This window comes from Senimuribacter intestinalis, from assembly GCF_943192965.1.
In the GTDB taxonomy this organism is placed as follows: domain Bacteria; phylum Bacillota; class Clostridia; order Peptostreptococcales; family Anaerovoracaceae; genus Senimuribacter; species Senimuribacter intestinalis.
Genome location: NZ_CALPCF010000020.1, coordinates 1 through 13,374, shown reverse-complemented (window position 1 = coordinate 13,374; position 13,374 = coordinate 1). Strand labels below are relative to the sequence as shown.

The 13,374-nt window shown below is 40.2% G+C and carries 11 protein-coding genes; 10 read left to right on the top strand and 1 reads right to left on the bottom strand.

Annotation, left to right across the window (positions count from 1 at the left end):
- Window positions 1-74 precede the first annotated feature (74 nt).
- A complete protein-coding gene (locus tag NFR88_RS13580) occupies window positions 75-821 on the bottom strand; it encodes an EFR1 family ferrodoxin (protein ID WP_251616755.1) in 747 nt (248 codons plus the stop codon).
- A gap of 678 nt (window positions 822-1,499) precedes the next feature.
- Between NFR88_RS13580 and NFR88_RS13575 the strand changes: the two genes are divergently transcribed.
- From NFR88_RS13575 to dcm, 10 genes are all read left to right on the top strand, one after another.
- Entirely contained in the window at window positions 1,500-3,056 is a 1,557-nt protein-coding gene (locus tag NFR88_RS13575; protein ID WP_251616753.1) for a DEAD/DEAH box helicase, read from the top strand.
- Entirely contained in the window at window positions 3,022-4,512 is a 1,491-nt protein-coding gene (gene rlmD, locus NFR88_RS13570) for a 23S rRNA (uracil(1939)-C(5))-methyltransferase RlmD (protein WP_251616750.1), read from the top strand. The genes NFR88_RS13575 and rlmD overlap by 35 nt, the downstream gene beginning before the upstream one ends.
- A 170-nt stretch (window positions 4,513-4,682) precedes the next feature.
- The gene (locus NFR88_RS13565) at window positions 4,683-5,681 is read left to right on the top strand and encodes a virulence RhuM family protein (RefSeq protein ID WP_251616749.1); all 999 of its coding nucleotides are present in this window, start codon (window positions 4,683-4,685) and stop codon (window positions 5,679-5,681) included.
- An 18-nt stretch (window positions 5,682-5,699) separates the two neighbouring features.
- The gene (locus NFR88_RS13560; RefSeq protein ID WP_251616747.1) at window positions 5,700-6,044 is read left to right on the top strand and encodes a multidrug transporter; all 345 of its coding nucleotides are present in this window, start codon (window positions 5,700-5,702) and stop codon (window positions 6,042-6,044) included.
- Between the two features lie 2 nt (window positions 6,045-6,046).
- Window positions 6,047-6,397, top strand: coding sequence for an ASCH domain-containing protein (locus NFR88_RS13555; RefSeq protein ID WP_251616745.1), 351 nt, complete (start codon window positions 6,047-6,049; stop codon window positions 6,395-6,397).
- A 28-nt stretch (window positions 6,398-6,425) separates the two neighbouring features.
- A complete protein-coding gene (locus tag NFR88_RS13550; protein WP_251616744.1) occupies window positions 6,426-7,250 on the top strand; it encodes a hypothetical protein in 825 nt (274 codons plus the stop codon).
- 270 nt (window positions 7,251-7,520) lie between these two features.
- Complete coding sequence (locus NFR88_RS13545) at window positions 7,521-8,033, top strand: hypothetical protein (protein ID WP_251616736.1); 513 nt, start codon at window positions 7,521-7,523, stop codon at window positions 8,031-8,033.
- Window positions 8,034-8,637: 604 nt separating this feature from the next.
- Window positions 8,638-9,957: a fibronectin type III domain-containing protein gene (locus NFR88_RS13540; RefSeq protein WP_251616734.1), complete on the top strand. Its 1,320-nt coding sequence runs from the start codon at window positions 8,638-8,640 to the stop codon at window positions 9,955-9,957.
- Between the two features lie 79 nt (window positions 9,958-10,036).
- Complete coding sequence (locus NFR88_RS13535) at window positions 10,037-11,482, top strand: Sau3AI family type II restriction endonuclease (protein WP_251616731.1); 1,446 nt, start codon at window positions 10,037-10,039, stop codon at window positions 11,480-11,482.
- Between the two features lie 57 nt (window positions 11,483-11,539).
- On the top strand, window positions 11,540-12,925 hold the full coding sequence (dcm, locus tag NFR88_RS13530; RefSeq protein WP_251616728.1) for a DNA (cytosine-5-)-methyltransferase: 1,386 nt from the start codon (window positions 11,540-11,542) through the stop codon (window positions 12,923-12,925).
- The last annotated feature ends 449 nt before the right edge of the window (window positions 12,926-13,374 follow it).

Below are 13,374 nucleotides of genomic sequence, written 5' to 3'. Positions count from 1 at the left end.
TTGCGGATGACCGCACGATGCCAGTTTTGACACTATGCGGTCGGAAACTAGATTTCCAAAGTGAAATTGCTTGATTAGTCTTTTAGAAAATATCTCCGCAGTCCTTCGGTGTGTTTGCCGTATTCGATAGCTTCTTCAGAGCAGCCGCAGATACAAGCCATACAGTGGGTGCAGTGACCGCCCCAGAGAGGCTTTCCGGCCTTGATGCTGATGTTGTTCAGCATGCAGCTTTTGGTGCAGTTGCCGCAGCCGGTGCATCTTTCAGTGGAATGGAATTTTTTGTCAGAAATAACCATTTTATAAAAAGTCTTGTTGACTATGCCGCTTTTTAGCTTGTCGATGGTAGTAATCTTGCATGGCGGAAAGGCTTCTCTGTGGCGAATTGTCTCAGCCGCACGGGCAATTTTCTTATCAGCGGCAGTGATAATTCTTTTTTCTGTTTCTTCATCGGGTGCACGGAAGATAGCAATGTAATTTTCTGGCATTTTTATACCGATTACCCCTCGGTATTGAAATCCTTTGCGAGCACAAAAGGCTTTGACGCCTTTCTCGGCATTTCCGATTTCATCACCGCAGTTCATGACAAAATAGCAGTCAGTGCTTCCGGAAAAAGTACTTTTATTTAAAAATTCCTCAAAGATGTGAGGCATTTGCCACGCATAGACTGGACAGACGAAGATGTAGGCTTTTTCCGAATGGAAGTCGCCGACTTTGTTTTCTTTAATATAGGAAACGGCGGAGATGCAGTCGTCGTCCAGAATTTTTGCCAGCTGCTGCGCCAGATGGCGACTGTTTCCGGTGCCGGTGAAATATATAATCATAGTATTCGTTCCTTTCTGGGGGTTTTCTAGTATCATAACACAGGACTTGGACTGGAACAAGTCCGACGGATTTATCTTTCTTTACAACTTTCTAACATGTTACGGAGGATGCTCCCAAACTGCTGATTAGTCAGTATCCTCATCAGAAAATGATTAAACTGGATTAGCTCTGCTTTAGAGCCGGGCTGTCTCGAAATTAGTTTTGTCGCTCCTGCACCATTTTCCTTTAAAATACCGGAAATGGTGCGGCTGTTAAGTGCACAACCCCGCCACTGCGCACCATTTATAGAGAAATAATACTTGATGGTGCAGATTTTTCTGTGAGAGCTTTTAAGAAATTGAAATCACTGGACAGAAATGATAAATTATGGAAGATATTGCTTCCAGATTCTGTATATAATTTCCAGATGAAAACGAATCACCGGTGATTTTATGTTTTTAGAGACTTTATGTGCACCATTCCATCTGTTTTAGCCCAAAATGGTGCAAAAATAAAAACTGCAAAAAAATAATTCGCACCATTCATCGCATATTTGCTTTAAATGGTGCATATGCAAAGAGGCTGTCTCATTTTATCTGCGACAGCCTTGATTTTGTTGTGTTTTCCGGCATTAATCCTGTCTTTTCGGCGGAAGGTATGGTATACTTTTATTAACGAGAAAAGAAAGAGAGAATTAAATGAATTACAACGAATCACAGATTGATAAGAGGATACTGAAAGGCCTTGCAGAGATGGGCTTTGTAGAAATGACGCCCATTCAGGAGATGGCGATTCCGGTGCTCCTTGAGGGTAAGGACATCATTGGGCAGGCCCAGACAGGTACCGGCAAAACGGCTGCTTTCGGTATCCCTATGATAGAAAACCTTCGTAGCAAGATAGGCGGCGTCCAGGGACTGATTCTTTGCCCGACCAGAGAACTTGCCATACAGGCTGCAGAAGAACTGAAGAAAATGGCAAAGCATGTGCCCGGTGTAAAAATCGGTGCCATTTATGGCGGTCAGGACATCGAAAAGCAGTTTAGACTGCTTCGTGGAAAGCTTTCCATTGTAGTGGGAACGCCGGGGCGTGTGATGGACCACATGCGCAGGGGCACGTTGAAGCTGGACGCTTTGCAGATGCTGGTTCTTGATGAAGCGGACGAAATGCTGAACATGGGCTTCCGCGAGGATATCGAGACCATCTGCGAGTCCATTCCGACCGAGCGGCAGACGGCGCTGTTTTCCGCCACCATGCCCGATGAAATTCTGGAAATCACCGGAAAGTATCAGCAGAATGCGTTGCACATTCACGTGCCGCAGGAGGAAATGACCATTCCTCTCGTCAAGCAGACCTATTATGTGGTAAAAGGAAGGGAAAAGGATACTTCCCTCTGCAGGCTTCTGGACTATATGTCCCCGAAGCGGGCGCTGATTTTCTGCAATACCAAGAGAAAAGTCGATCAGCTGACTTTGATTTTGAAGGGAAAGGGATACTCAGCGGAGGCTTTGCACGGGGATTTGTCCCAGCACCAAAGGGACCGGGTCATGACCCTTTTCAGAAGCGGAAAGCTGGAGCTTTTGCTGGCGACGGATGTTGCGGCAAGGGGTATTGATGTGGACGATGTGGATATGGTGTTTAACTACGACATGCCTCAGGATATGGAGTACTATGTGCACCGAATCGGCAGAACCGGCCGCGCAGGCAGAAAGGGGAAGGCGATTTCCCTGATTACGCCGCGGGAGAAGTACAAAATTCGCTCCCTGGAGGATTACTGCAATACGAAGATTAAGGAAAAGGATATGCCGACGGCGGCAAGTGCTTTGACTGTCAAAGCGTACAAATCGGTGTCGGATGCTGTGGAATATTGTGAGGGCAAAGACCTGACTCCATATATGAAAATCGTATATAAGCGATGTGTAGACGACGGGCTGGATCCGTTGGAAGTGGCGGCAGCCTTTTTGCGCATGAATCTGGGAGAAATTGAACCGGAGTCAGAGCAGGAACCTTCAGAAAAACGACGCCTGCGAGAAAAAAGTCACCGTAATGATAAAGGAAAAGGTGACAATGAATCGGGCGAAAAAAAGCGTCGAGGCGAAAAATCTGCGCGAGGTGTAAAGGAAAAGCGTAAGGCGGAAAAGTCCGGCAAGGGTTCTTCCGCAAAGAGCAAGAAAGGTAAAAAAGATGGAAAAAGGACAAATCGTTCAAATCAAAATAGAGGACATGACAAACGAAGGGCAGGGGCTCGGAAGAAGTAATGGCTTTGCAATCTTTGTAAAGGGCGCTGTGGTCGGCGATCTTGCAGAAGTGGAGCTTACTAAGGTAAAGAAGAACTACGCCTTCGGAAAGCTGCTTCGCCTAGTGGAGCCGTCACCGGACAGGATTACGCCAATGTGCGAATATAGCAGTCAGTGCGGCGGCTGCCCTTACAGCAATCTTTCCTATGAGGCGCAGCTTGCACTCAAGGAAAAGCAGGTGCGCGATAAGCTGGTACGGCTGGGCGGAATTTTGGAGCCAGAGATGGAGTCGATTATCGGTATGGAGGAGCCTTTTCGCTATCGGAACAAGGCTTCTATGCCTGTTTGGACCGGCGGCATTATCACCCGCAAAGGCGGTATCGTGGAGAATTTGGGCGAGCCGGCGGTGGGTTTTTATCGTGCAAAGAGCCACGAGGTAGTGGACTGCTACGACTGTCTGATTCAGTCAGCGCCTGCTATGGCAGCGGCGGAGGCTTTGCGTCAGTTTATGGAAAGCGACCATATTACGGCTTACGACCCCAAGTGGGAAAAGGGTTTAATGCGCCATCTGGTGGTGAAAACTGCCCGTGGCACCGGCGAGGTGATGGTAGTGCTGGTCATCAACGGCAAAGGGATTCCTAATGCTGCCAAGCTGGTGGAAATGCTGGATGATGCCATTTATGAACTGCCGGTATCCGATGACGGCGTGGAATACAGCTTGGAGAGCGTGGTCATCAGCGTCTGCAAAGGTAAAAACGGCGCGATGCCGGGCAGTGTCATGGGGGAGGAGTTGATTACCCTTGCCGGAAAACCTGTCATCAATGAAGAAGTGGGCGATCTGGTCTTTGAAATTTCACCTCATTCTTTTTATCAGGTGAACCCGGTGCAGATGGAGAGGCTCTACGCCAAGGCGATGGAATATGCCGATCTTTCCGGCGAGGAGACGGTGCTGGATCTTTACTGCGGCGTGGGCACCATCGGACTCTTTGCGGCAAGGCAGATGGAGGAGGCTTATATGGCGCGCCACGATGGCGTGCTGGATTATGACAAAGTGGGTCGCGTCATCGGTATCGAGTCGGTCAAAGGCGCCGTCCTCGATGCCAACCGCAATGCGGTCATCAATCACATCGTCAATGCCAGATATGTGTGCGGCCGTGCCGAAGAAGAACTGCTGAAGCTGGTCTTGGGCGAAGGCGCTGCAGCAGACGATGCCGGGCTTCGAGTGGAAAAAGCCGACGTGGTGATTTTGGATCCGCCCCGTGCTGGTTGCGATGAAACCCTGCTGGAAACTGTGGTTTCTGTGGAGCCAGAGCGAATCGTCTATGTGTCCTGCGATCCGGCTACCCTGGCGCGGGATGTGAAGTATCTGGGCGAGCATGGGTATAGGTTTGAGAAGGGCACGCCTGTGGATATGTTTCCTTGGGGCGTGCATTGTGAGGTTGTGACGAAGCTGGTGAGGGTAGAAGGGGCGAAGTAAGCTACGGTGCGTCTCATGCAAAGTCTGTCCAACAAAGCGAGCGAAGTGAAGGAGGATTGGGTGCAGACGACTGCGGAAGTTGTGACGAAGCTGGTGAGGGTAGAAGGGGCGAAGTAAACTGCGGTGCGTCTAAATGGAAGGTTTGTTCAATCAAAGGGAGCGAAACATAAATGGAAAATTATGGAGAAATTCTGATATACCAGTCAAAGGATGGATTAACTAATATAGAAGTCAAAGTGCAAAATGAAACCGTATGGTTATCACAACAGCAAATGGCTGATTTGTTTCACACATCAAGAACGAATATAGTTGAGCACATAAAACATATCTATGCGGAAGATGAACTTGACGAAGCTTCAACCTGTCGGAAATTCCGACAGGTTCGTACAGAAGGAAATCGTGAAGTATCCAGAGAATTACCCTACTATAATCTTGACATGATTATTTCTCTTGGATACAGAGTAAAATCCAAGATTGCTACAAATTTCCGTCGGTGGGCTACCGAACGATTAAAAGAGTACATGATAAAAGGCTTTACGATGGATGATGAGCGTTTGAAGAATCTGGGCGGCGGTAATTACTGGAAAGAGCTATTAGAACGTATTCGGGATATCCGCTCATCTGAAAAAGTCATGTACCGACAGGTGCTGGATTTGTATGCAACGAGTGTTGATTATGATCCCAAGAGTAGTGAATCCATCGCGTTTTTTAAAATGGTACAAAATAAATTACACTATGCGGCACATGGGCATACAGCAGCAGAAGTTATATATGAGCGTGCGGATGCCAGTCAGCTTTTTATGGGACTGAAAAGTTTTTCTGGTGATTTTCCTGTATTGAAAGATATCAGCATTGCAAAGAATTATCTCAATGATGAAGAATTAAAAATCCTAAATAATATTGTATCAGGATATTTTGATTTTGCGGAAATTCAGGCGATGCGCCACAACCCTATGTATATGGCGGATTATGTGGAGCATCTTGACAATATTTTAAAAACGACAGGAGAGAAGGTGCTACAAGGGGCCGGAACGGTCAGTCATACACAGGCAATTGAAAAAGCAAGAGAAGAGTACAGAAAATATCAGGTACAGAACTTGTCGCCGGTTGAAGAAGCGTATTTGGAAAGCATTAAAAATATTCATGGTACAGCGAAGAAAATAAAGTGATAAAGGAAGGAACTATATATGGAATGCTCAAAAAGTGATTGGAAACTTTTTCGAAGTCGGATTGCAGAGTGGCAGGAAAGATATGTAGAGAAACTCTTAAAAGAATATGTGCAGTTGTTGAACGGATTAAAGAATGCTTCTGATAAGTTCTGGGAGTTGGAGAAAAGAATACGAAAAGATAGAAAACATCCGGAAATAATATTGGAAAAGAGCAAAAAGAATATGGCATACGATATTGCGGATTTGATAAACTATGGAGTAATTTCCATGGAAGATTTAGACGAATTTAGTGATGAGCTGAAAGAGCGAGTGAGTTTTCTTTCAACAAGTGTGAAATTAGAGACTGTTTTAGATGAGGGGTGAAAATGGAATTTTCAATGAAGCTAAATCCGAAACCATATAAAATGATTAAAGACGGGCAAAAGACCGTAGAGATGCGGCTTTACGATGAAAAGAGGCAGGCGATTTCGGTTGGGGATATTATTACATTTCAGAACACTGAAAATACAGAGGAAGAGCTACGTGCGCAGGTTGTGGAGCTATATCGGTTTGATTCCTTTAAAGATTTGTATGACAATCTGCCTCTTTTGGAGTGTGGCTATACGGAAGATAGTGTAAAGAATGCTTCGCCGGAGGATATGAACGAGTATTATACTTGCGAAGAACAGGCAAAGTATGGAGTTGTAGGGATTCGGATTAGGGTGTTGCATAAATGAGAAAACGTAATGATGAGGAGAAAGGGAGATGAGACAAAAAGACAAAATACTGAGCTTATTGAATACAAATGATACAATGACACAAGTTGAATTAGCTGAAGCAATGTATGGAGATAAGGATCACACCCCTAATATCTATTCAGCTTTGACTGCGCTGGTTAATTCTGGTGCGATAACACGAATAGGAAGAAGGCCTGCGTATTACTCTTTAGCAGGATTTGATAGGAAGGCTCCTGTTATACAGCTAAAAGTAGAATATCATGTCAATGTGCCAGAGCCATCGGTTGGTGAAGTTGAAAAGTATTTGGCGAGGTGGAACAATTTAGAAAATTATTATTTGCAGGAGGATGCACTGGATAAATTATTTTTGACATTGTGTCCGGGTAATTCAAATATATCTGACATACTAGTTAAGGTGGCAACATTGAATGATTTTTACAGCACAAATATTTTTACGGTATATCCTGTAGCTAAGCATATTTTGTCTTTAAAAATTGATAACAGATTGAAAGCTGGAGATGCAACATTAGTTAGGGATCTTCAAAGAGTTGAAATTAACGGTATTATTAAAAATTTCTATTCCTTTGCTACGAAGTACTGCAGTCACCATAATCCTTTAGAATATCCAATTTATGATAGCTATGTAGCACGGGTATTGAAGTATTTTAGAGATAAAGACAGTTTCGCGAAGTTTCATAATAACGACTTAAAAGACTATATACGATTCAAAGAGGTTTTTATTGATTTTAGCAAATTTTATGGTCTTGAAAGATATAATTTGAAGCAAATTGATAAATACATATGGCAACTTGGGAAGGAATACTTTCCTAAAAATTATGGAAAGAAAGAATAATGAAAATACACTACTTTCAATGATATCACGCAAAAAAATGTGGCTACAGCAAATACAATGCTGCTTTTATCAAGGTTGTATTCTTACTATTCAAATAAGTTTTTCAGGCTGCTAAAATCGGAGTTTTGGGAGGATTCCTTTGAACCTGAAATAGTTTTTACTCTTTAGGAAAAGCGTGTGGATAGTGTGCCGGATGCTACGATTACGCAGGATGGTTTTAAAATTGTTGTTGAGACGGAAATGCCGGATTGATTTTACTCAGAACAATTGATGAAGCATCTGGAAGCTTTTAAGGATGAGCGGCATAGTGTGCTCATAACACTGTCTCCGGAGCATATGAAAAAAGAGAAATTCGAAAAGCGGCTAAAAGCGTACAATAAAGAGCAATCCTATCCAATTATGCATATTAATACTACCTTTGAAAGATTGGCAAAGGCTATTGAAGAAGTTCTTGATGACAGAGATTATGAGATGCAGGAGGTTTTGGAAGATTATTTGGATTATTGTTATGAGGATAACTTGATATCAGGAGGAGATGCATGGAAATATATGCGGATGCAGCTAGCTGGAGTAACAATGGATTTTAATATTAGCGAAGGCGTGTACTACGGTGATGCGGCGAGGGGATTCAGCGCACATGGTTTTCTTGGATTATATAGCCCAAAAAGTGTACGAGTCATTGGAAGGGTTTGCGCAAGAATAACAGCAGTGGAGACAGATGAAGGAATGGAATATAATCCTGAGTTTGGAGAACTGACCGATGAGCGTAAAGTACAGATTTAACAAGCTATTGCAAATGGAGATGATCATGGTTATGACCTGCATTCAATAAAGCATAGATACTTTTTTGTTGAAAAGTTCTATGAAACAGACTTTAAGAAAACAACACCGGGCCCTTCAGGAGGTACTCGGATTTTTGATCTTACACAGGTACGGGAGGTCAATAGGCTGCCAGAAACAGCGGAAATTGCGGAAATGCTAAGGACAAGTAATTGGGGATAAGGGGGGTTATGGACTGGGTCTATACCTTGCGGCGTATAGTAGTCATGCAATAGAGAGTATATATGAGAAAAATACAGACAGGCTATGAGCGGCGAAATCGCAAAGAGCGTAGCCTGTTTTTTATATTATTTAATGTGGGTTGACAAGGAAACTGTTTAATTTACAAATATTGCAAAAAAGAACATAGAGTGGATTTTTTCTATGAAATAAACGGATAGTTTTATCCATGAAGTTAAAACGATGTTCAACTTTGCATTGTGTGTTTCATATCGATTATAACGCTATAATCAATGATGCAAGATGCAAATACTATTGCCTCCTAGGGGATGTTGTCTTATAATAGAAAAAAAGACGGAATTCAAAAGAAAAGGAAGGATTTTATACTATGAAGAAGTTTAATTTTATCATTTGTATACTGACAATCGTTTTTGTGCTGCTTTCGGGAACGGCAGTTTTTGCGGCGGAGGGAAAGATTGCAGCTCCACAAAAAATAAACTTGAAAGTCGCAGCATATGATAAAATTAATGTCAGCTGGAGCAGGGTGAAAAAGGCAGACGGATATACGATTTATTGCTCCGAGAATAGCACGAAAAATTTTAAACTTATAAAAACTATTAAGGGTGCTAACACCACTAAGTATACTCACAAAGTAAAGAAATCGAATACGAAATACTATTACAAGATTAAGTCGTACTATCAAAATGGTAAAAAAAGAGTTTATAGTAAATTTAGTTCTACTAAAAGTATAGCGGCTTTACCTCTTGATAAAGTGGAGCAATTAGAAGTATCTGTAGTAAAACAGTACAGTGATTCTGTGCAGCTTTCACTGAAATGGAATAAAGTCAAAAATGCAAAGGGCTATAATATCTATGAACAGAAAAATGATGGAAGCTTTGTGAAAGTGCTTACAACTAGCAAAACTATGTATGAGAAAAAAGTAAAGTCAAATGCAATCTATAAATACTATATATGTCCATATGCTTCGATAAATGGAAAAAAGGAAGAGGGGGAGCCATCTGAAAGTAAAGAGATAGCTATTCCTAAACTTAAGGATGATTATAATAACGAAATAAAAGACATTAATGCGCTTGTTAATCTTGTAAAGCCTGTGGCTCAAGATAAAGCAAAAGAAAATAAAATCAATGAGCTAGAAGAAAGAAAACGGGAGCATGATAAATATACAAGTGATAAGATTAAAGAAATTGGAATTCCTAATATTACTTGGTCAAACGAAAATGAGTATAAGCGGAAGACTAAAGCACTTGGTGAGGAGTTAGCAAAATACCAATATCAATATACAATCGCGACTTTGGACACTTCAAGAGAGGGAAAGGCTAAGGCGGCAAAATTATTGGAAAAAGTTAACAGCCTTACAGCGGAGCTGGAGGCATTGCAAGAAGCTCGCGCAAAGCAAGCAAAGATAGAGGCACTCCTAGAGGCGAAAGAAAAGTACAATAAAAATATTGATAATCAAATAAGTAATGTAATGGTAACTCAGGCGGAAGTGTTGGAGCAAGCATATATTTTAATAGATCAACGAGCTTATAATGGATTGAGATATACCATCGTGTCATATTGGAAGAAATCAATGACTACAACAAGAATTTATGAGATATATGATAACGCTGATATTGTACTGAACCAGTACGGAGGAAGTGCTTCTAAGGTTATTAGTGAGATTAAAGAGTTGTATCAGGCAGCGTAGCAAAATTGATGAATTTATTCAGTTTCGAGTGTGAAAATATGCAATGAATTTAGAGATGAAATTATGAGGAACAAATCCAATGAATTATATGAAAGAATATGACGAGACAAATCCAATTTCTATTGAGTCATATGCCCAGAAATTAATCGGGAAAACTTTTCGAGAAATTATCGATGAAGATGAGGAAAACTTATATAATGGTCCATGGGATATTGAAGATTCTATTTTTTCTTATGATGGGCAGGCGATTGTCGATAAAACAAAAAGAAACAAAGGAAACTTAGGTCAAATCATTGAAGAACGTTTTTTTCATTATAAGTGTAATAGTGATTCGAGAGCAGACTTTCCAGAGGCAGGAGTTGAGTTAAAGGTAACGCCCTATAAGATAAATAAGAATGGTTCACTATCTGCAAAAGAACGTTTGATTTTAACGATGATAGATTATTTTGATGTGGTAAATGAGAAATTTGAACAAAGTCATTTATGGAAGAAGTCTAAGTTGATTTTGTTGGTGTACTACTTATATCGCAAAGAAACTCAATCTAATCTGGATTATCAGATAGGATACTCCAGATTATTTACGCCGCCTGAGCAGGATATTAAAATTATTAAGCATGACTATGAAGTTATTGTCTCAAAGATACGAGAAGGTAAGGCCCACGAATTGTCAGAGGGTGATACTTTATATCTTGGAGCAGCTCCAAAGGCAGCAACTTCTAAAAATAGAAGAAAACAACCATTTAGCAATGAATTAGCTAAACCAAGAGCATTTGCATTTAAGAGCTCATATATGACATATGTGCTCAATAATTATATCGTTCCAGGAAAAGTAACCTATGAACCTATCCTTTCAAATAAGTGTGTAGATTCTTTTGAGGAATATGTTGTAGAAAAGATTAATCGGTATAGAGCATATTCTGTTGAAGAACTGTGTTCAGCATTTGACATAGAAACAGACAAGAAGCCAAAGAATCTTGAGTCTATGTTGGCATATAGAATACTGGGAATAAAAGGGAATCATGCAGCGGAGTTTGAGAAAGCAAATATTGTAGTTAAGACAATAAGAATAGAAAAAAATGACAGAATAAAAGAAAGTATGTCATTTCCTGCCTTTAAATTTAAGGAACTTGTTGAAGAAACCTGGGAAAATTCGACTTTTGGTAATTATTTAAGGGAAACAAGATTTCTCTTCGTTGTCTACAAATTTGATAGTAACAATACTTTGAGACTCAGAGGTTGTCAATTTTGGAATATTCCATATGAAGACCTTGAAGTAGAGGTTAAAGCTGTATGGGAGCGAACTAAAAAGGTTTTACAGGATGGACTGCAGGTTACTGTGGTAAATGGTGTGAGGAAAAATAATCTTCCAAAGGCGAAAGATAATAGAGTCAGTCATGTTAGACCTCATGCAAAAAATGCACACGATACATATGAGTTACCAGACGGAAGAATGTTTCCAAAGCAATGTTTCTGGCTCAACAATAGTTATATATATGCACAAATACAGGATGAAATTAAAGGTTGATCAATCGCAATTTTTATGCTATTATAGAGGTATAATAACTAGAAAGAGGATAAATCGATGAAAAAAACGGTCTGCGAATTATTTGCTGGGGTAGGAGGTTTCAGGTGCGGTCTTAACTCTATAGCGAACGTAGAAGATACAAAAAATCCTGAAAAGTGGGAGACAGTGTGGTTTAGTCAGTGGGAACCAGCTAATAAGAAAATACAATGGGCGCATGGCTGTTATGTTAATAGATTTGGAAACAGGTTTGATATTAATAGAAAAGATACAACGAATATTGATATTAATCTTGTGGATAAAAGTACAATACCTGACCATAATCTTTTAGTCGGAGGATTTCCTTGTCAAGACTATTCTGTAGCTTCCTCTCTTGCAACATCAAAGGGATTAGAGGGTGAAAAGGGAGTTCTTTGGTGGGATATTAGAGATACATTAGAAAAAAAGAAGCCACCTTTTGTACTTCTTGAAAATGTGGATCGATTAATAAAAAGCCCGGCTAAACAGAGGGGGAGAGACTTTGCCATTATATTAGCGTGCTTTAGAGATTTAGATTATACAGTAGAATGGCGGGTAATTAATGCAGCAGAATACGGCTACCAGCAAAGAAGAAGAAGAGTCTTTATTTTTGCTTATAAGAATAATACAAAGTATGCGAGACGTATCCTGCATCAATCAAAATATAATTTGAAAGCGAAACCGCAGGAGAATTCAAACAGCGCGGAAGACTTATTATTTTGCAATGGATTTTTTGCAAAAAGTTTTCCTGTCGTGAGAAAAGAAAACAATATAATTGAAAACCAAATATTACCGAAGAACATAGGGGAATTATCAAATTCTTTTTCATTTTGGTTTGAAAATACTGGAATTATGAAAGAGGGCATTATTTATACAGTAAAGACTGAGTCGTCGTATAGAGGTGAACAGATTACATTGGGTGATATTATGGAAGATGGAACTGTTGATGAACAGTTTTTTATTCCTAAAGAAAGACTATATTATACTGAGCCTGATGTCACTCATAGTGATGAGACGGAAAAGAGATTATCTGACAGTGAGCGTAAGACATGGCAATACATTAAAGGTGCTAAAAAATTGCCTAGAAAGGCAGCGAATGGTCATGAATATATATTTTCAGAGGGTCCAATTGCAATGATTGATGAGTATAACAAACCTGCAAGAACAATGCTGACAAGTGAAGGCTCTTTTAGTAGGACTACGCATATCGTGAGAGATAAATTGACAGGCAGAATTCGACTATTAACTCCTATTGAAATGGAGAGAATACAAGGGTTCCCGACAGACTGGACAAAAGAGTGTCTGGTAGATGGAAAAAGAGTAGAGATGCCTGTAAATAAACGAAGATTTATGATGGGTAATGCATTAGTGGTAAACTTAGTGAATCAAATGGAAAAGCAGTTGTCTGAAATCTTTGATGAGGAATAAAAAAGTTTGGCAATTTTTCGCTTTGCGAAACTCAAAATAGCATATTCATTAATATAATATATTAATGAATTGAATAATAATTAATTAAAAAATAATTAATTATATATAAATTCTGGATGGTTGAAATGCAGACTTACATCTAATTGGCTGTAAAAACGATTGCAATAACCTATAGATAATCATTGCTTCTTGATTCAAAGAAATAAAGGACGAGAGGCTTGCTGCAATAACAGTCTAAAGCATCTGTGACTTTTATTTTGATAGAAATTATAAAAGAGTATAAATGATGCTGAAATCAAACAATGTGCATAATGACATAATTTAAAATAGTTTGTTGTTTTGTCAATGATGTGACACCAAAAAGGGAGCATCAATTTGACGATATGGTATCATGAGAATGCAATTCTAAAGATGCCCTTTTCTCCAAAGGTGTAGCCCACCCAAGGACT

Excerpts from the sequence above, each read along its gene's own strand:
- NFR88_RS13550 (WP_251616744.1), top strand. The coding sequence starts at position 6,426 with ATGAGACAAAAAGACAAAATACTGAGCTTATTGAATACAAATGATACA.
- NFR88_RS13580 (WP_251616755.1), bottom strand. The coding sequence starts at position 821 with ATGATTATATATTTCACCGGCACCGGAAACAGTCGCCATCTGGCGCAG.
- NFR88_RS13535 (WP_251616731.1), top strand. The coding sequence starts at position 10,037 with ATGAATTATATGAAAGAATATGACGAGACAAATCCAATTTCTATTGAG.
- NFR88_RS13575 (WP_251616753.1), top strand. The coding sequence starts at position 1,500 with ATGAATTACAACGAATCACAGATTGATAAGAGGATACTGAAAGGCCTT.
- NFR88_RS13560 (WP_251616747.1), top strand. The coding sequence starts at position 5,700 with ATGGAATGCTCAAAAAGTGATTGGAAACTTTTTCGAAGTCGGATTGCA.
- NFR88_RS13565 (WP_251616749.1), top strand. The coding sequence starts at position 4,683 with ATGGAAAATTATGGAGAAATTCTGATATACCAGTCAAAGGATGGATTA.
- dcm (WP_251616728.1), top strand. The coding sequence starts at position 11,540 with ATGAAAAAAACGGTCTGCGAATTATTTGCTGGGGTAGGAGGTTTCAGG.
- NFR88_RS13555 (WP_251616745.1), top strand. The coding sequence starts at position 6,047 with ATGGAATTTTCAATGAAGCTAAATCCGAAACCATATAAAATGATTAAA.
- NFR88_RS13540 (WP_251616734.1), top strand. The coding sequence starts at position 8,638 with ATGAAGAAGTTTAATTTTATCATTTGTATACTGACAATCGTTTTTGTG.
- rlmD (WP_251616750.1), top strand. The coding sequence starts at position 3,022 with ATGACAAACGAAGGGCAGGGGCTCGGAAGAAGTAATGGCTTTGCAATC.
- NFR88_RS13545 (WP_251616736.1), top strand. The coding sequence starts at position 7,521 with ATGAAGCATCTGGAAGCTTTTAAGGATGAGCGGCATAGTGTGCTCATA.